The organism is Candidatus Manganitrophaceae bacterium (assembly GCA_012960925.1).
Classification (GTDB): domain Bacteria; phylum Nitrospirota; class Nitrospiria; order SBBL01; family JAADHI01; genus DUAG01.
Window position 1 is genome coordinate 1 of the sequence record DUAG01000024.1, and the last position, 18,829, is coordinate 18,829.

18 protein-coding genes are annotated in these 18,829 nt (G+C 48.6%); all 18 read right to left on the bottom strand.

Annotated elements, in window-relative coordinates; genetic code table 11:
* Nucleotides 1-332: 332 nt before the first annotated feature.
* The 18 genes from EYQ01_03430 to EYQ01_03515 all read right to left on the bottom strand — a co-directional run bounded on the left by EYQ01_03430 (nt 333) and on the right by EYQ01_03515 (nt 18,827).
* On the bottom strand, nt 333-1,406 hold the full coding sequence (locus tag EYQ01_03430; GenBank protein HIE64865.1) for a glycosyltransferase family 1 protein: 1,074 nt from the start codon (nt 1,404-1,406) through the stop codon (nt 333-335).
* Nucleotides 1,407-1,539: 133 nt separating this feature from the next.
* A complete protein-coding gene (locus EYQ01_03435; protein HIE64866.1) occupies nt 1,540-2,664 on the bottom strand; it encodes a glycosyltransferase family 1 protein in 1,125 nt (374 codons plus the stop codon).
* 176 nt (nt 2,665-2,840) lie between these two features.
* Complete coding sequence (locus tag EYQ01_03440) at nt 2,841-3,542, bottom strand: hypothetical protein (GenBank protein HIE64867.1); 702 nt, start codon at nt 3,540-3,542, stop codon at nt 2,841-2,843.
* A gap of 337 nt (nt 3,543-3,879) precedes the next feature.
* On the bottom strand, nt 3,880-4,419 hold the full coding sequence (locus EYQ01_03445) for an isoprenylcysteine carboxylmethyltransferase family protein (GenBank protein ID HIE64868.1): 540 nt from the start codon (nt 4,417-4,419) through the stop codon (nt 3,880-3,882).
* Nucleotides 4,416-4,598, bottom strand: coding sequence for a Trm112 family protein (locus EYQ01_03450; GenBank protein ID HIE64869.1), 183 nt, complete (start codon nt 4,596-4,598; stop codon nt 4,416-4,418). Before EYQ01_03450 ends, EYQ01_03445 begins: the two co-directional genes overlap by 4 nt.
* A complete protein-coding gene (locus EYQ01_03455) occupies nt 4,589-5,686 on the bottom strand; it encodes a glycosyltransferase family 9 protein (protein ID HIE64870.1) in 1,098 nt (365 codons plus the stop codon). Before EYQ01_03455 ends, EYQ01_03450 begins: the two co-directional genes overlap by 10 nt.
* A gap of 19 nt (nt 5,687-5,705) precedes the next feature.
* Complete coding sequence (waaF, locus tag EYQ01_03460) at nt 5,706-7,298, bottom strand: lipopolysaccharide heptosyltransferase II (protein ID HIE64871.1); 1,593 nt, start codon at nt 7,296-7,298, stop codon at nt 5,706-5,708.
* Nucleotides 7,282-8,211 (bottom strand): hypothetical protein, encoded by a 930-nt coding sequence (locus EYQ01_03465; GenBank protein HIE64872.1) that lies wholly within the window; start codon nt 8,209-8,211, stop codon nt 7,282-7,284. The genes waaF and EYQ01_03465 overlap by 17 nt, the downstream gene beginning before the upstream one ends.
* A gap of 30 nt (nt 8,212-8,241) precedes the next feature.
* Nucleotides 8,242-9,498: a tetraacyldisaccharide 4'-kinase gene (lpxK, locus tag EYQ01_03470; GenBank protein HIE64873.1), complete on the bottom strand. Its 1,257-nt coding sequence runs from the start codon at nt 9,496-9,498 to the stop codon at nt 8,242-8,244.
* A complete protein-coding gene (locus tag EYQ01_03475) occupies nt 9,410-10,816 on the bottom strand; it encodes a 3-deoxy-D-manno-octulosonic acid transferase (GenBank protein ID HIE64874.1) in 1,407 nt (468 codons plus the stop codon). The genes lpxK and EYQ01_03475 overlap by 89 nt, the downstream gene beginning before the upstream one ends.
* 69 nt (nt 10,817-10,885) lie before the next feature.
* The gene (locus tag EYQ01_03480; protein HIE64875.1) at nt 10,886-12,655 is read right to left on the bottom strand and encodes an ATP-binding cassette domain-containing protein; all 1,770 of its coding nucleotides are present in this window, start codon (nt 12,653-12,655) and stop codon (nt 10,886-10,888) included.
* Nucleotides 12,652-13,950, bottom strand: a complete 1,299-nt coding sequence (locus tag EYQ01_03485; protein ID HIE64876.1) for a lipid-A-disaccharide synthase — start codon at nt 13,948-13,950, stop codon at nt 12,652-12,654. Before EYQ01_03485 ends, EYQ01_03480 begins: the two co-directional genes overlap by 4 nt.
* Nucleotides 13,951-14,105: 155 nt before the next feature.
* A complete protein-coding gene (locus EYQ01_03490) occupies nt 14,106-15,047 on the bottom strand; it encodes a Gfo/Idh/MocA family oxidoreductase (GenBank protein ID HIE64877.1) in 942 nt (313 codons plus the stop codon).
* Between the two features lie 29 nt (nt 15,048-15,076).
* On the bottom strand, nt 15,077-15,916 hold the full coding sequence (locus tag EYQ01_03495; protein HIE64878.1) for an LpxI family protein: 840 nt from the start codon (nt 15,914-15,916) through the stop codon (nt 15,077-15,079).
* Entirely contained in the window at nt 15,913-16,686 is a 774-nt protein-coding gene (gene lpxA / locus EYQ01_03500; protein HIE64879.1) for an acyl-ACP--UDP-N-acetylglucosamine O-acyltransferase, read from the bottom strand. Before lpxA ends, EYQ01_03495 begins: the two co-directional genes overlap by 4 nt.
* A complete protein-coding gene (gene fabZ, locus EYQ01_03505; protein ID HIE64880.1) occupies nt 16,683-17,120 on the bottom strand; it encodes a 3-hydroxyacyl-ACP dehydratase FabZ in 438 nt (145 codons plus the stop codon). The genes lpxA and fabZ overlap by 4 nt, the downstream gene beginning before the upstream one ends.
* Complete coding sequence (gene lpxD, locus EYQ01_03510) at nt 17,121-18,176, bottom strand: UDP-3-O-(3-hydroxymyristoyl)glucosamine N-acyltransferase (protein ID HIE64881.1); 1,056 nt, start codon at nt 18,174-18,176, stop codon at nt 17,121-17,123.
* 42 nt (nt 18,177-18,218) lie between these two features.
* Entirely contained in the window at nt 18,219-18,827 is a 609-nt protein-coding gene (locus tag EYQ01_03515; GenBank protein HIE64882.1) for an OmpH family outer membrane protein, read from the bottom strand.
* Nucleotides 18,828-18,829 lie beyond the last annotated feature (2 nt).

Genomic DNA, 18,829 nt, shown 5'->3' on the forward strand with positions numbered 1-18,829 from the left:
TAACGAAATAACGGTATGATCTTTCATGGTGGCGTATCCTCCAGGTTGTTTGATTCATTCGCAGTTTCAAATCAACCAGATACGCCGCTTTTTTTCAAGTACTCAATACACCACTTTCAGTTATAACTCGCCTGCAAGCCGTCCACCGACGCCACAAGAACACCTCCCTAATAGAGAAGTTTTCTATCGAATTGACTCAACCTCATTAAAGTCGATGGAAAAGACCATCCCTTTTTATTTTGACAGGACAGTAAGGATACCTAAGGGATCATCGAAGCACAGGAAAATAGCTGAAGAAATTTTATCGGACAGACCCTGAGGCAACATCACCCCTATCGGTACGACTTTCCTGCCAATACATCCTTATAAATTTTTAAGTAGGCACCTACGGTGTTATCCCAATTAAAGCGTTCTGCATATTCTTTAATCTCTTTAGAACGGTTGGGATTTGCTCTAAATTCCGCCATTTTCATCAGAAAGACTTTCTCCATTGTTTCAGGGGAAAAATCTTTCCAGTAGTAAGCATATTCGCCGCCTATTTCAGGAAGTGAAGACCATGTTGAGAGAAAGACCGGCTTCCCAAAATACATCGCCTCCAGAACCGGCATACCAAAGCCCTCATATTTCGAGGGAAAAACAAAGGCTTCACAATAACGATAAAGCCATCTTTTCTCCTCTTCACTTATCATTCCAGGAAGAATAACGCGTCCTCCCAACCCGAGTGCTTCAACTTTTTTTTCGATCATCCTCGCGTACTCTGTATCCTTCCGGCCTGCAATAACCAATTGATAGTCCGGTAAACGCTTCAAGAAATTGATCAGGACGCCAAAATTTTTTTTGTCTAAAATTGTCCCAATAGTAAATAAGAATTTACCCGAAAGAGAAAAATTTATTTTTTTCTGCGGGCTTACAGATAAATCGATCCCTTGATAAACCGTAAAGACGGGGATCTCTTGATTGCCCCTTTTTAAGTTGAGATTCTTCCGAACAATCTGTTCTGTGTATTTGGAAGCGACAGTGACGACAGAGGCTCTCGATACCTTTTGTTGTAATCTCTTCAGTCTCTTACGAGCCTTGCTTCGGCTTTTTTCCTCTAAAAAATTTAAATCTTGAATCGTTAGAACATAGGGAGCCGATCGACTGGAAGGGAAATATGCAGAATCTTGATGTATGGCATGCCATAGATCATATTTTTTGCAAATAAATGGGAAATATCTGCGTCTCAGCGAAAGCGGCTCGGATTCAGCTTTAAAGACTCGACTAAACCCATGAGGCAACAAAAATTTTATTTTTATATCTTCGTCATCATATCCATCAAGTTTCATTCCTAATTGGTGAGAAACCTGACCGAGTCCGCAACACAAATCCTTCAGCTTTCCAAGATCTAATAAAACAGTTTTTTTCATACACTCATATCCAAGCAATATTCCCTAGATCAATCATCCTGATAATCTAAAACAAATCCTTAAAGACCTCAGGGAAAAACCCTAACTTTTAAATGGCCTGAAAATAGCTGCAGGAGATCGGAATAGACCCTCTTCACTTTGAAGCAACCAGATCTTCATACAAAGCGATCGTTTCTCTGACAGTCCTTTCAATATTGAACTGCTCCAAAATCCGCTTCTTCGCCTTCAGACCCAAGGTCTGACAAAGCAGGGGATCACGCCACAGCCGGAGAATAGCCTTTGCGAGGGCTGACGGATCCTCAGGAGGAACCACGAAACCACATTCTTTGTCAACAACAAGCTCCGGCAATCCACCCACATCAGTAACTACCGGCGGTACCCCTTGGATCATCGCCTCCATTATCCCAATATTTAAGGCCTCCATCCTGGAGGGAGCGACCGCCACGTTACATTCTCTGATGATTGCTGTGGCATCAGGACGGAAACCTGTAAAGTGGATCCGATGGGAGATTTTCGGATCATTCGCCAGTTTTTTAACAAGAGGATCGCGTAGTTCTCCGATCAATAGAAAATGGACTGGGGACCCTTCCGGGAAAAAATGGGCCGCCCTGATAAGGACATCAACTCCCTTAACACGCCGAATATTAGCGATACAACCAACGACGAAAGCTCCAGGGGGGATTCCGAACTGATCGAGACCGACTCTTTTATTACATTTATCATATTCTGGGTCCTGCCCGTAATAGATTGTGACAAGCTTGTCTCTCCTGATTCCCGCTGATAGCAAGTAATCTCTTACTGCTTTAGAGAGACAAATCAACCGATTAATGCGAGGATTGAGGTACTTGATCCAAGCACTCGGATCCCATCGGTGGACATGTCCGATGACGCCGCGAAAAGCAACCAGTTTAACATCTGTTCCATAACAGGCCCATATGCTGTTGGACAACGGGCGACTGGCCAATGCATGAACAATATCAAAACCTTCTTTGCGAATCATCTGCCGGAGCCTCTTGATGCCCGCCCAGTCAAAATGGGAATGTAAGGTCATTTTGACCGTTGGAACCTTCCATCCTACCAACTTGTCCATGGCTAGAAAGGAAGGGTCCCTAATAAAAACGAGATCAATCCCGGCTTCATAGAGGCGCTGAACAAGTTGTATCTCCGGTCTAATGTTCCCCCTTGAAATGATCAGCACACGATAAGAGCGCCTGCGTTGTTGTCTTCTGCTTGAAGATAAGGTGGCTTCCTTTCCCATTAATTCTTTTATTTCCTTAAGAGTTACAAAGAGCCACTAGAGAACGAGAAAATATCAGTCCTTCCCAGTGGGAGAAGAATGTCTTATTTGGGCTGTTTTCACGAGGGCGTAAAAATACCCGACGGCTGATGCGAGATTACAGGCCATCACTTTCCCCCAAACGCACCGCGTCCTCTCTAGGCCTTACGAATCACAGCCGACCCTCCGCGGTCTGGCAACTCAATGATCTGCTCTACCTTGTCTTTAAAAAACGCATTCACCGCTCGTGAGACCCCATACTCAGATTCCGGACTGTTGTAGTCATGAATGAAAATGTAGCCCCCCGGGCTCATGCGAGGATAAAAAATCTCCAGCCCCGCCAAGGTCGGCTTGTACTTGTCCATATCCAGCATCACAAAAGCAAATGTCTTATTTAAAATGGGTTCTGCCGTATCTGGAAAGATTCCTTCGTGAAAGATGATGTTGGTACAGTCGCCGATCTCCCGTTTCACCGCTTCGACACTTGTGTCGGTAAACCGATCATCGCTCTCTTCAGAAGCGTCAAGGGCTTGCTGAGGAAATCCTGAGAATGTATCAAACAGGTGTAACGTTCTCCCCGTGTCAAGAGATGTGATGAACTTGCTTAGCTCTCCCTTATAAACACCCGCTTCAGCGAGTTCCCCTCCAATTTGGTCCACCTGCAAACGATGGATAGCAAGCGCAATGGACCCAAACCGAACAACATCGATCAACCCCAGAATTGCCTTGTGTGTGTCGGTGCCATAAGGGGGAAAACTCATCTGGTATTTTGGTATTCTGAGGGCCTTCTTGACGCGCTTATCAAGTCCGTAAAGACCGGTCTGTATCAACAGTTTTTTCACACCCTTCTTCAATTTCATATCTTTCTCCTACGGTGGAAAGCCCCCCAGAAAGCCTAATCGACGGGACAAAACACAAAAATAGTCACCCCAGTATTTGTTAGGAGTGCACCACACCCACAAATTGACTTTCATGTATGATGAATTAGTACTTTTTAAAAGTCAAATACTATGATATTCAAGATGCCACGTCCGCATTCCTGGGTAGGATTAATCTGTTCAGCCTACAACTCTGAAAACTCCCAAGATGCCAGGACGACACGCAAAACAATATATCAACCAAAACGATCTCTTTGGGCACGGAATCACGCTTCAAGACCGGCCAGAGTGAGCCGACCATACATATCAGGGATTCTCCCTATATAAGCCATCCCTTTATTAAAAAAAGAAGAACCCCTCCGACGATTCTCTGCCAACGCGCCAATTCACGGTTTACCATGACCCGACTCCACTGAAACCCTTTAAAATCAAAATACTTCCAACGGGGAAATAATCTGGGGACACGATTAACATAATCTTCATAGCTTTCTCCAAAACGCTTAAAAAGAGTGGTTTCCTCATCATACATCGTTATTGTAAAAATAATGGACAGGCCTGCCAACAAAAATGCTCCCCCCAGGAAGCTGTTTCCCATGAAAGCGAAGCCAATCCCGATAACAAGATTTCCGAGGTAAAGCGGGTGTCGCGTCATGGCGTAAGGCCCTCGGGTTTGCAAAAATATATTTTTCTCCAGAAAGCCCGAGGCCCAGGTCCGAAGCCCTTCTCCCAGAAGAACAATGGGGAGTCCAATCTTCAATGAGAGCAGCGAGGGAGAGGAAAGGAGGAAAAAAATAAGTCCCAATAAAATAGTCCATCTTCTCCGATGCTCTCTAATCAACCGGCGGATCGTACCGCTCACCCCGGAGGACCTTCCACCTTGACCGCTTCGTCGATCAACATCACCGGAATATCATTCCGGATGGGGTACATTAGACCGCACGATACACAGAGGATCCCGTCCTCCTTTTCATTTAAATGGATTTCCCCTTTGCATTTAGGACATGCGAGAATATCTAAAAGATCACGACCTATTGACATACACCCTCCTTCACCAGCATCTTAACTGAATCAAACACCTCTTCGATACCTATCTTTTCTATACAGCTCCTACTTTGCCGACAGCGTCTCGGGAAATAGGGGGAGGAACCTCTGCAGATGCATTGTTGTTGGTGAACACAGTGTCCCTTCCCATAAGGCCCACTTCGACCCGCCTCCGAAGGGCCGAACAAGCTTACCGTCTGACATCCGACCGAAACTGCCAGGTGGAGGGGCCCTGTATCCCCGGCCACGACAACCCTACAACTTTGATAAAGAGCCGCGAGCTCCTGCAGTCGGAAGAGGGGGGCAAGTATAAGTCTCTTGCTTTTTCTCTGAACGAAGGACTCCACTTTTTTCGAATGCCCTTCCCCTGAAGTGATCACGACAGGAATTCCTTCTTTTTCAAGCAACATTTCCGCGAGTCGCAAAAAAGATTCTTCAGGCCACTGCTTTGTTTCAAAACCAGCGCCAAGATGAAGGGCAACGAGCGGCATACGAGAATCGAAGCCGACTTCTCTCCGCCATTGGACAATACGTGCAATCGCAGAAGGCGGTAGCGTAAAATTAAAGGAGACAGACCGGTCCGTGATCCCCATACCTCCCAACAATGAAAGGTTCTGTTCTATCACATGCAGACCAGATGGCACCACACGACAGGTCGTGAACAGGGTATTGATCCCTTCACGGCAGGCCTTCCGCGAAAACCCAATCCGGCAGGGAGCCTTTGTCATGAGTGTAATGAATCCACTCTTAAGCAAACCCTGGCCATCTATGGCAAAATCAAACCGATAATCGGACAAACGTTTTCTAAGGGCATTCACCATATTATAGACTGCGATTCCTCTACCCGACTTAAGCAAGCGCCGCCATAACTTGGTATCAATAACAACGAGATCATCGATTCCATCCTGATCCAGAAGCACTTCCTTCGCCTTCTCCTCAACCACCCAGACGATATACGCCTTCGGAATATTCCGTCGCAACGCCCTCATTACTGGAAGCATATGAATACAATCCCCGATAGAACCGAGTTTTACAACCGCAACCCTGGGACTCCGGTTCTCTTTCAGGAAAGTGCTGTCTTTCAATCTGGAACCTCGTATCACATCAATCAGTCTCTTCTCGAATATCTCGCAAAATCCATTCGACTGCGGCCTTCAAGTTCTCTGAAACACGATCGGGCGGCCGCCCTAGTCGGGACAACGCTTGAAGTGCCCCCCTTCCCTCTCCGGTCTGAACCAGAACACTCTTGATCCCTTCGCGGGCCAGAGCCATATCCGTTGGTTTATCTCCAACAATATAAGACTGGGAAAGATCGACATGATGCTCCAGAACTGCCCTCTCAATCATTCCCATTGAGGGCTTCCGACAGCGACACTTTGTCTTTTCAGGGGAATGAGGACAATAGTAGATGCCATCCAGCACAGCCCCCTCTTTCGCTAAAAGACCCTGTAGATGACAATGGGCCTCCCAGACAAATTCCTCCGGAAAGAAACCGCGTCCCACCCCAGATTGATTGGTAACCAGGAAGACCGGAATACTCTCCCGGTTTAATTTCGCGATCCCGGAAACCGCCCCTGGAATAAGGAGGAATTGATCAAGACGACTCAGATATCCAACATCTTCATTAATCGTCCCATCACGATCCAAAAAAACCGCACCCGATTTTCCCCGAAATCCGTCAAGAGACCTTGTCGCAGCCTGAAAAACCTCCTCAGAAGAAACATCCGTCATACAAGGGTGATCAATCGGGCATTCCCGCGCCTTACAGGGCGAACAATCGACCTTTTTTTGTATAATCCGTGTATGTACTCCGGCAGGTGAGGTCCGGGTCGGGTCCGTCGGACCAAATATCGCGACCACGTGAATACCCAATGCCGACCCCACATGCATCGGTCCTGAATCGTTGGTGATAAAGAGACGGCATTTTTCCATCAAGGCCATCATCTCTCTTAAGCTTGTTTTTCCGGCCAGAACAAGAGACGGGGTCTTCATGGCTTCCTGAACCGTGGCTGCGATATCGGTTTCAAGCGGTCCGCCAAAAATGACCACCTTTGCCTGGAAACGATCCACCACTTGATCGGCTACGGCGGCAAAGCGCTCTGGAAGCCAGCGCTTTGCCGATCCATAGGCCGCACCGGGATGAATGCCAATCAGGCAATCTTCTTCCTTGATACCGTATGAATCCAGAAATTTAAAGGCCGTACTTCTTTCTTCCTCCGAGACCACAAGAAAAGGAGGGCTTGCAAGGGGTCGACCATCGACCAATTTCATCAGGGCAAGATAGGACTCCCGCTGGTGATGTGGTGCGCCTTTCTTCTGCAACGAACGTGTTAACAAAAATGATCGCCCATCCGCTGCATATCCAACACGAGCCGGGATACCGGCCGCCGCCGCAATGAGAGCCGCCTCAAAGGCATTCTGCAGGAGAAATGCGAGGTCAAAACACTCTTTCCGAAGAGAGCGGATCAACCTCCACAACCCGATCACACCTCGATGCTTTCCCTTATCTTCATAAACCAGGACGCGATCCACATCAGGATGGTTGTCAAAGAGCGCAGCAACGGATGACTTCGCCAGTAGGGTAATCTGAGCGCCATCAAACCGGGTTCTTAGGGCTGAGAGCGTCGGGATCGCCATCACCGCATCACCAATCCAGTTCGGCATTCGAATCAAAATTTTCTTACTCATGACCGGCATTCGCCTGCACATCCATGTTGTCAAAGGAAGAGTGTGGTGGTCGCGTCTTCCACCTGCGGTGAACCCAAAGCCAGTGGTCCGGGTGCTGACGAACAAACGATTCAATCTTTTGAGTAAAGAGTGCGGTCGCGTTAACAACATCTTGTTTGAGAATACCGGTTCGTGTCAATTCCAGCGCTTTCTCTATCACGATCCGAGGCCCTTCCTTCGTCCGGATAAAAAATACAGGAACAACAGAAGCCCCGGTTCGTAACGCCAGGATCGCCAATCCCTTATGAGTGGCAGCCTTCCGGCCGAAATAGTCGACGAAAACCGCTTCGTATATCGCTGTGTTCTGATCCAGCAAGAATCCGACCGTTCCCCCTTCCCTCAAAAGCGCAACGATCTCCGCCGCAGGCGTCTTCTGCTTATTGAAAACAGAATTCCCAAATCGAGACCGCCATTTTTGGATCATTTGATCGATATACCGATTGTCCATACGCCGGGCCACAACATGCATCGGAACCCCTCTTGCGGCCAAGCCGACGGCCATCCATTCCCAATTTCCAAAATGAGCAGACAACAAGATCATCCCTTTCCCACACTTTTGGGCCGAGAGAATGTGTTCAAGGCCATCTATTTTTACTTTTTCCTTTACTTCTTCATCCGTCCATTTTGGAAGACAGGCAAATTCGACCACGGCGCGTCCCATATTTTGAAACGAGCTCAAGGCGATCCGTCGGATCTCTCTTTCGCTCTTTTCCTCTTTAAAAGAAGTACGAAGATTATTTAAGGCAATCTGTCGATGCCGTTTGTCGATCAGGTAGAAGACGGTTCCAAGAGAGACACCCAACTGAACACTTATGCGGTAAGGAACAAGCTGAAAGAGGCCAATCAATAAACGGGCGATGCTATATTCAATCCTGTCCTTCATCAATATTCCACTCTCTGATTCTTCAAAACCTTAACTACGAGAAATATTTTTCTTTACTTTATCCATATCAAATAAAAGCGCCTGACAATCCTTAGGGTCATCAAGGAAAACAACATCAATCTGCAGTACCCAAATCTCCAGATCCAGAGGTAAAAAGGGCTTTATTTTGGCCGCATCTTTTTCAGTCGTCACCACCCTCCCGGCACCACTTATAGAAACCTGCCTCCCGATCTCCAAAAAGTCAGTGGGCTTATAGGCGTGATGGTCTCCAAAAAATATTTCGCCTTTCACCTGGGCCCCCAACACACGCATGGATCTCACAAAGGATTCAGGATTTCCGATACCGCACATACAGAAGATGGGATAATTTTTAACATCAGAAACAGGGTATCTTAGTCCGGTATTTAAGTGGATCAATCCAGTCGACCGGAATATACTCTGAAGCACCCGGCGGCCGGAACGCGTCATCTCCTGGTGCACCTCCTCAAAATTACAACCTCGATCTACACGGGTGAAGATAACCAGATCTGCCCGTTGAATCGCTGAAAGCGGCTCCCGAAGTGGACCCCGAGGGAGGAGACGGCGATTCCCAAACGGGTTTGAGGCATCCACAATAAGAATATTCATATTACGCTGAAGCCTGAGATGTTGAAACCCATCATCAAGTAGTATCACATCGATCTTAAAATTTTGAATCAGCCACTGACATCCTTCAAAGCGGTCCGTCGAAACGATGATGGGAACACCTTCAAGCCGTTCCGCCATCAGAGTGGGCTCATCCCCGACAGCGGAAACTGTTTCACAAATTCTGGAACCATCCGACACCAGAACGATAGAACGCTTGTCTTCTCTCCGGTATCCTCGGCTGACGATACCTACTGAGCATCCCTTCTTCTTCCACTCCCTCGCAAGATAGATGGTTAAGGGTGTCTTGCCTGTCCCCCCCACGGTGATATTTCCAATACTAATGACAAACGCATCGACCCGTCTCTGTGGGAGGATTCCATTTTTGTAAAGAACCACACGTATTCGGGAAACAAGCCCATATAACCATCCAAGCAGGGTCAGGGGAAGCAAAATCGTATCGAACAGAACCCCTTTTTGAGTCCAGATCCATTTTAAGAACCAGCCCGCCCTGAGTGAAGGCCGAATGATTTCAGGAACGGATCCCCCAAGAGCATCTTGTCCTTCTACCTCTTCATCCTGAATGGATTTCAAGTCCAATTTCGATCCTATCCACCCATTTTGATATCCGATCCAGATTCCGCTCGACCGCACCGAGATTATTCAGGACAACAAGATAGGCACTCTCTCCTTTTTTTTCGTACTCTTCCGGGTGCAGCATCAACCAGGCCATCCTTTCTCCCAGGGTCTTTCCGTCACTCACGCTGATACCGCCCCCGCTTCTCTGCAATTGATCCGAAATTTCCTGGAAATTCTTCATATGGGGGCCAAAAAATACCGGCTTGCGGCATGCGGCGACCTCGAGAACATTATGTCCGCCCACGGGCACCAGACTGCCACCCACAAAAATAAGATCAGCAACGGGGTAGTAACGATCAAGTTCTCCCAGAGTATCAAGGAGAATAATTTCCGGTTTTTCCTTATCCCGATCACTCCCGGAATCCCTCATCCTTGTTTTTCGAACGGATAGGTATCCCTCCTGAGTAATGAGTTCTTCCACCCGGGTCAAGCGCTCCAGATGACGAGGCGCAATTAAAAGAACAGGTCTTGGGCCCGAGGCCGCGATTAAAGAGAAGGCCTCCAGGACAGCCTTCTCTTCCCCTTCATGTGTGCTCCCGGCAATCATGAATATCTCGCTCTCCCGGAGCCTCAGTTCTGCGCGTATTTGTGTTTCTTCATGCTTTGTATCCAGATCACCGGCCCTTTCCCCGGTGCGGCCTGAAACGGCTTGATCATATTTCATATTTCCAGTTCTTTCAACACGCTCAGGCGGCGCCCCCATTTCAACAATCCTCTCGACATCACCCTCGGTCTGCATCAAAAAAAGAGATACCCCATTCAGCACATGCCTTAAGAAGAATCGCACAAGCCGGTAGCGGCGAAAACTCCTTGCTGAAATCCGACCATTCAACATGATTGCAGGAACCCCCTTTTCCGAGAGGGAGAGGAGGCAGTTTGGCCAGACCTCTGTCTCAAAAAAGATGAAAATCGCCGGTGAGATCCGACGTACGAGGGACCGCGTCACCCAGATCAAATCAAAAGGGAAGTAGACAAAAAGGTCAACCCCCTGAAGACGTCTCCGGGCCGCCGCCTGTCCCGTAGGGGTCACTGTTGAGAAGACAATGGCCGCATCAGGGTACTGCTCCCGAAGGGATTGGACCAACACGCCAGACGAGATGACTTCTCCGACAGAAACGGCATGAACCCAGAAAACTCTTTTTCCTTGAAGTGGTTTAAAATAACCTTTCGGATATAAGCCAAAACGTTGTGCGATTCCGGAGCGGTAAGGTGGACGAAGTATAATCCGTACGAGGAGAAAAAGAAGACTGAAGGGTAAAATCAGAACCAAGAGCACTTGGTAAATGGCATAATAAAAGGTCTTTCCCCTTTTCTTGCTACACGCTAACCTGCCTTTCCCCATCTATACCTCAACAAAGATCATTCCTTTACACTGAGCAACCCCTACCCATGAGGCAATGATCACCATGGCTCATGCATGTTCGACATCAACCGGAGTCTCATCCACCTTCTCCTCTCCATCCCAGAACTGCATCTGGTAGACCTTCTTATAAGGCCCATCCCTCCGAATCAATTCTTCATGGCGGCCCATCTCCACAATTTTCCCGTGGTCAACAACAAGAATACAGCTTGCCTTGTGGATGGTTGAAAGACGATGTGCAATCACAAAAGTGGTCCGATCCTTCATGAGATCCGTCAGCGCTTTTCGAACCATGAACTCTGACTTCGAATCCAGGGCCGAGGTCGCCTCATCCAGGATCAGGATGGGAGGGTCTTTCAAGAGCGCGCGGGCAATCGCCAGACGTTGGCGCTCTCCTCCCGAAAGATTCATCCCTGCCTTTTCGATCATGGTATCATATCCTAAGGGCATTTTACGGATGAAGCCATCGGCATAGGCCGCTTTGGCTGCAGCGATGACTTTCTCCTCTGACACCTCTCCCACACCATATGCGATATTCCAGCGAACGGTGTCATCAAAGAGGACAATCTCCTGACTGACAATTCCGATCTGGCTCCGCAGGGATGAACGTGTCACCTCTTGCGTCGAAACCCCATCGATGAGGATGGCACCCTGTTGAACATCATAAAATCGGGGAATCATATTCACCAGCGTCGACTTACCCGCGCCGCTGCTCCCCACCAATGCAATGATATCCCCTGGATTTGCCTTCAGGTTGATCTTCGAAAGTGCAGGAGAAGCCACCCCGTCATAAGAAAATGAAACATCCTGAAACTCGACAGAGCCCTGCACACTCGGCAAGATCCGCTTACCTTCGTCCATGGTTCTTTCGTTCTTTAGATCCCAGACCTCAAAGATCCGCTCTGCCGCCGCGATCGCCTGCTGTAACATATTGTTTGCTGTACTAAGGCCCTTGATTGGACCATACATCAACATCGTCGCCGTCATAAAGGAGAAAAATGTCCCGGGCGTCATCGTCTCTCGCATCACCTGAGAACCGCCATACCAGATAATCGCCGCGACGCCAAGGCTTGAGATGGTTTCCATCACAGGAGAGACCAGTTCAGACACTGACGTGGAACGCATCAAGGCCTTGACATAATCCATGTTCTTTTTGGAAAAACGATCGGCTTCAAAGTCCTCCCGGCCAAAACCCTTCACAACACGGATGCCGGAAAAGGTCTCCTGGAGGACATTGGTCAAATCCGCAATCTTTTCCTGCCCGATACGCGCAACCTTTCGAAGCCTCTTTCCCAGTCGAATCAGTGGATAGGCCATGACTGGCATCACCAGCACCGCAATACAAGCCAGACGCCAGTTTTGATAGAACACAACGAAAGACAATGCGATCAAGGTCAGGGTCTGCTGAACAACATTCTTTACCACCGTCGAGACGGCCATCTGGATCATTCCCACATCATTGATGACCGTGGACATGAGTTGTCCCGTCGAATTTTTTGCATGATATCCAATCGGAAGTAAGACAATGTGCTGATAGAATTCTTTTCGGATATCAGCCACAATGTGATTTCCAACATATTGCATCAAGTATGCCTGAGCATAGAAGAAGATCCCCTTGAGGAGGGCAACGACAAATATCGCTACCGGAATCACCATCAGCATGTCGGTATCCTTTTTGATGAAAAGTTCATCCATGACCGGCCGAACAATCCAAGCATAGGTCCCCGTCATAATGGAAACCATCAAGGCGCAAAAGATCGCTCCAAAGAATTGAAGGCGATACGGTTTCAGATAAACAATCAAACGCAGGTAAAGCTTCATGCCAGTTTTCTTCCTTTTTCTATGCTACGAACTTCTGAAGGCAAGTCAGGATTCCTAAACCCGCCCTCTAAGGTCATCGATTTCTCAAGGAGCCGGCAGATCACGGAAGCCGCCCGATCCGAGGCCCCGGCGGTGCCAAGGCGGCTCGCCACCACCTTCAAGCCCTGCCTCATTTTTTCATATTCGACTTCGTCCTTTAAAAGTCGACCGACCTCTTCCGCGATGTTCTCAGGCGTCACATCATATTGCATCAATTCCGGGATGAAGGGCTTTTCGGCCACAATATTTGCCAAACCGGCCCATTTCAATCGAATCACCAGCCTCGCAATCTGATAGGTAATCCATGAGAGCTTGTAAATAATCACCATCGGCGTTCCAGCCAGAGCGCCCTGCAGTGTCGCTGTTCCGGATACCACAACCATGACTTGAGAGGCACGCATCACCTCATAGACCTCTCCTTCGACACATCGGATGGGGAGGAGAGAGGATCGTATCAGTTTTTCAATGAGCCCCTGGGGGAGCGAAGAAGCCACAGGGATCAGGACCTGCAAGCCTGGAATTTTTTTTGCAAGTGAAGCCATCGACTGAAGCATGACGGGCAGGTGAGAAAGTACCTCACGCTTTCGACTTCCTGGGAGAAGACCCACCGTTGTCGCAAGCGGATCGAGCCCTTTCTTCGCCAGGTAAGCTTTCTTCCGGGATGCCTCCTCAGCCGGGTCTCCTAAAGAAAAAGGCATCCCCTTCTGCTTTACTTCATCAAGAAGAGGGTGCCCCACAAACTCGCAAGGGATATTTTTCGAGGTGTATAGCTCTTTTTCAAAAGGAAGAATAACCAGCATCTGGTCGATTCGTTCGGCAATCGTCTTTATTCTGCCTGAACGCCAAGCCCATATCTGCGGGCTGACGTAATAGACCACAGGAATCCCTAACTGCTTTGCCGATTTTGCCAGACACAAATTAAAGTCGGGATAATCAATCAAGACAAGGAGATCGATCTTTTCTCTCAGGAGACGGCAGGCAGTCCAATAGGCCTGGATAAGTGTCTTGATATGGAACAAAACTTCAAATAAACCCACGACGGCAAGTTGTTCAATGTCAAACCGAACATTCACTCCGGCCTGGCGCATCGCATCCCCGCCAAAACCGATGAGATTAAGAGAGGGATTTTTCTCTAGCAAGGCACGGGCCAAGGCCCCGCCGTGAAGGTCTCCAGATGCTTCTCCGGCCACAATCATCACACGAGATACCTTCACATTCGGATTCGTTCCCCGAATATTGGAGCTGCCGTATTTCATCCAACCAAACCCTCTTTGTAACTATTCAGCACACCTCTCTTTTTCTCCAATGGCTGCGTTTCTGTGGCGTGCGAATCCTCACGTATAGACACACACGTTACGGTTCTGTACTCCTCGCACCTTGCCCTGAAGTAAAGTAGTGGCATGCTAAATGGTTACCTCTCTTTCTGGATCAACTCAACAATACGAAGAGACACCTCAAGCGCTTTTCGGCCCGCCTCCCCAGATACCTTCGGGACACTTCGGGTCTGGACGGCATGGATAAAAGCCTCAATCTCTGACTTCAAGGGTTCCTCTTTTTCAACCTTAATCTTATCCACGCTCACCTTCGGTATCTCCCCCTCCCGAAAAATGCGCTTTCCAACGATCAACTCTTGATTCATATAATCAAGAGAAAGATAGGAATCGGCCTGAAATATTCTGATCTTGCGAAGTTTCTCCATAGAGACCCGACTGGCGGTCACATTGGCCACACAGCCGTTTTCAAAAGCAAGCCGAACATTCGCGATATCAATCTGAGGCGTGAGGACCGGTACGCCCACGGCACGAATCTCGACAATTTCAGAAGGAACCAAGGATAAGATAATATCGATATCATGGATCATCAGGTCAAGGATAACATGGACATCGGTTCCCCGAGTGGCAAACGGTCCCATCCGATGGCATTCGATAAAATGGGCCTGCGTCAGGGACTCCTTCAATTTTTTAACCCCCGAATTAAATTGCTCGATATGCCCCACCTGGAGTATCCGGCCGGTTTTCTCCGCGAGGGCAAGAACTTGGTCGGCCTCCTCTACCGTCGACGTCATCGGCTTTTCCAGGAGAATATCGATCCCGTTCTCAAGAAGATTTTTAGCAACCTGACAATGCGCCTTCGTCGGAACAACAACACTGGCCACATCCACTTTCCCGGACAAAGATGCCAGGTCGGGAAAGACCTCACAGTGATGCTTTGACGCAATATCCTTCGCCTGTTCCATATTCAGATCAGAAACACCGACCAATTCAACCTGATCAAGCTCTGAATAAATCCGCGCGTGATGGCGACCGAGAGATCCAACGCCGACGACGGCCGCTTTTATTTTTTTCTTTTCCATCATCAGTCCTAATCCTCACTTACAAATTTTTACTTAAATGACGCGTCAGGATATCCGACCACGGCAATACCGGCCGATTTTGCATCCCGCATAAACTGATCTTTCTCCAGAATAAGGGTTTTTCCGGTCTCAAGAGCAAGGACGGAGGCCTTCACCTTTATCATGTTTCGAATGGTTTCAGGACCGACTGTCGGCATATCAAACCGTAAATCCTGCTGTGGCTTACAGATCTTAATTACAACCACGTTTTCCTTTCCCAGTTTTCCGCCACGGAGAATTGTCGCGTCCGTTCCCTCAATTGCCTCCACGGCAAGGATCACCCCATTCCTGACAACAACACACTGTCCGATATCGAGCAACCCGACTTTCTTCGCGAGTTTCCATCCCCAGCGGATATCTTCTTTTTCACCTTTTTTTAATGGACGGGTAAACTCTCCCTCCCCGGCCAGTAGGGGAGTGAGGTAGGCGGTCGGATCTTTAATCTTAATGTTCTCTCGTTCAAGTTCTTCGGCCACGGCCCTGAGCAGTGCGTCGTCCTTTTTCTCTTTTAAACGGGCCAGGAGAGAGAGTGCGCGCAGATCGGGCCGGACCTCAAAGATACGGGTTTTACGAATGCCGCCCGCCATGACGGCATTTGATACGCCTGACTTTTTGAAATAGGAAATCAGCTTCCCGACCTGACCCACTCGAATCCACAAGATATCATCCACCTTTTCAGAAAGCGACGGCTCTGTTTCCCCTGTGTGGGCGACGGCGACCACGGAAAGGCCTCTTTCCTTCGCCGTATCGGCAAAAATAAGAGGGAAGACACCATTTCCCGCAATCAACCCAATCTTGTCCGGTCCCGCCTGAACCCTATTCGATTTCATCGACAAATTCCTCGTTTTGCATTTTCTACGAAAGAGACAAACTCCTCTACATCCGCAATGTCGCCCCATTTATTTCGTGCCTGCTTGATGGCCTCTCGCTGGGTCAACTGCGATCTGAATAAAAGCCGGTACGCCCCTTTTAAGGCGTCGATTCTCTCCTTGGAAAAATGATGCCGCTTTAGACCGACCATATTCAGACCATAAAGTTTTGTACGATTCCCCGCAACACTCACAAAGGGAGGAACATCCTGAGCAACGGCTGAACAGCCTCCCACAAGGGCGTAAGAACCAATCTTGACAAATTGATGAACCCCGACCAAGCCTCCCAGGATCGCATGATCCCCAATGGTAATATGTCCGGCCAGGGTTGCGGCATTTGCCATCACCACTTTGTCTCCGATGACACAATCATGCGCGACGTGCACATAGGCCATGAAGTAATTACTTTCTCCAATCACCGTTTTACCCGTCCCCTGTTCGGTCCCGAGATTCAGGGTTACATATTCCCGAAAGGTATTGTTATTTCCAATCATCAAACGGGTTTTTCCACCTTTATATTTTAAATCCTGTGGTCCCATACCGATCGAAGAAAAAGGGAAGAAGATACAATCTTCCCCAATTTCAGTCCAACCATCAATAACGACATGGGAACGAATCTTCACGCCCCTCCCAACACGAACGTGCTCCCCGATCACAGAATAAGGACCCACTTCAACAGTGGAATCCAGCTCGGCCTTCGAGTGAATGATCGCACTCGGATGAATTTTCATTTTCCCGATTCTCCCGGATCCAGCATAGCCTTCAACTCCGCCTCTGCGACCAACTTGCCATCCACAAAGACCATCCCTTTCAGACGACAAAAGGGCGACCGCTCTTGAAGCACGGACACTTCAATCCGGAGCTGGTCCCCCGGGACAACCGGCCTCCTGAACTTGGCCTTATCAATACCAAGCAAAATGACCAGCTTATCTTCACATCCTTTGGCATGCTTATAAAGGACGCCGCCGACCTGAGCCATGGACTCAATAATCAAAACTCCGGGCATGATCGGATGCCCCGGGAAATGGCCCTGGAAAAAGGGTTCATTGACCGAAACATTTTTCAGACCAACAATCTTCTTTCCCGGATCGATCTCCAAAATTCGATCAACCAGCAGAAAAGGGTAGCGATGCGGAAGTATCGCAGAGATCTCCTGAATATCCATTTATCGGGTCCTTTCGTTGTGATCAGATGGGGAAAGCCCTTTTTCAAGTCGAGTTATTTTTTCCTCGAGCGCTCGCACCTGATTTCTCAAGGCCGGCAATTTCCGAAAGGTCGCCTGCGCCTTCAACCAGGCCTTATGCGGAACAGGGGGAAAGCCGGAGACCGTCTCTCCGGATGGGATATCCTTTGTGATACCCGATTTCCCTCCGACGATCACTTGGTCTCCAATCTTCAGATGACCGGCCACTCCAACTTGTCCCGCCAGGGTCACGTGACGACCAATTTCTGTGCTGCCTGAAATACCGACCTGGGAAACAAGGATGGTATCTTCTCCGATCAGAACGTTGTGGCCGATCTGAACCAGGTTGTCAACCTTGGTCCCTCTTCCAATCACCGTATTCCCCATCGTCGCCCGGTCAACCGTCACATTGGCCCCCAACTCAACGTCATCCTCCACGATAACCCCGCCAACCTGGGGGACCTTGTGATACCTCCCCTGTCGCGGGACAAAACCAAAACCATCACTTCCAACCACTGTTCCACAATGGATAATCACACGCTTTCCGATCTTCACGCCCTCTCGGAGTGTCACATTCGGGTAGATCAGAGAACTATCTCCCACCTCGCTCCCTTCACCTACAAAAACACCAGAACCAATCCGAACACCCTCACCGATCGTTACCCCGTCTTCCAAGGTCACAAACGGACCGATAGAAACCTTTTCACCTAGAACAACCCCCTCCCCCATCGACACCCTTGAATCAATACCGACAGCATGAGGCTGTGCCGGATGGAAATAAGCCAGAAGCTGAGCAAAAGCATAATAGGGATTCTCAACCAGCAGAAGAGAAGCCGAAACCCCTTGTATTTCTTCCGGGATAATCAGGGCGGAGGCCTGCGTTGAAGCGACCCAGGATCGGTACCTGGGATTGGAAACAAAGGTGATGTCACCCGGCATTGCTTCTTCGATAGAAGAAACACCTGTTATGCGGAGATGAGGATCGCCGATGACGCGACCCTCCAGCATCTTGGCAATTTCACTCAGGGATATCGCCATCGTAGATCTCCATCCTGTCAGAAAAAGGCCGCCGAGCGAGGCCTACTTATTGAAGTTCCCGTCGAGCTTCTCAATCACCTGAGGAGTGATATCATTTGATTCACTTGAAAAGATTACCGTGCCCCCTTCATTATTTTTATCAAAAACAACAAAGTATCCTTCCTGCTCCGCAATCGCCTTCACAGCCAGTTCCAGTTTTTTATTAAACTTTCTGAGAGACTCAACCTTCTTTTTCTGTACCTCCGCATTAAGCTCCCTCGCCTTGTTCTGGTATTCGATCAGTTTTCTCTGGAACTCAACCTGCTTTACTTTTTTGGCCTCCGGGGAAAGGAGGGACCCCTGCCGGGTCAAATCTTCTTCGAGTTGCTTTAGCTCTCTCTCTTCAAGGTCGATCACCTTTTGACGCGTCGTGACATACTCTTCCATTTTTTCCTGAACACTTTTCCCCTCTTTTGAGATTTCCAATACCTTCTGAGCATTCACGAATCCAATTTTCTCCGAATCAGCAAAAGCCCTTCCAGATTGAACGAAGAGTAAAACAACCACTAAATAAAATAAGCTCTTTCTCATTATTCCTCCAGTATCCAAAAAAAAACCCATTTGTAAACAATGCACCCATGCACGGCCCCGGTCTTTCCACGACCACACCATAC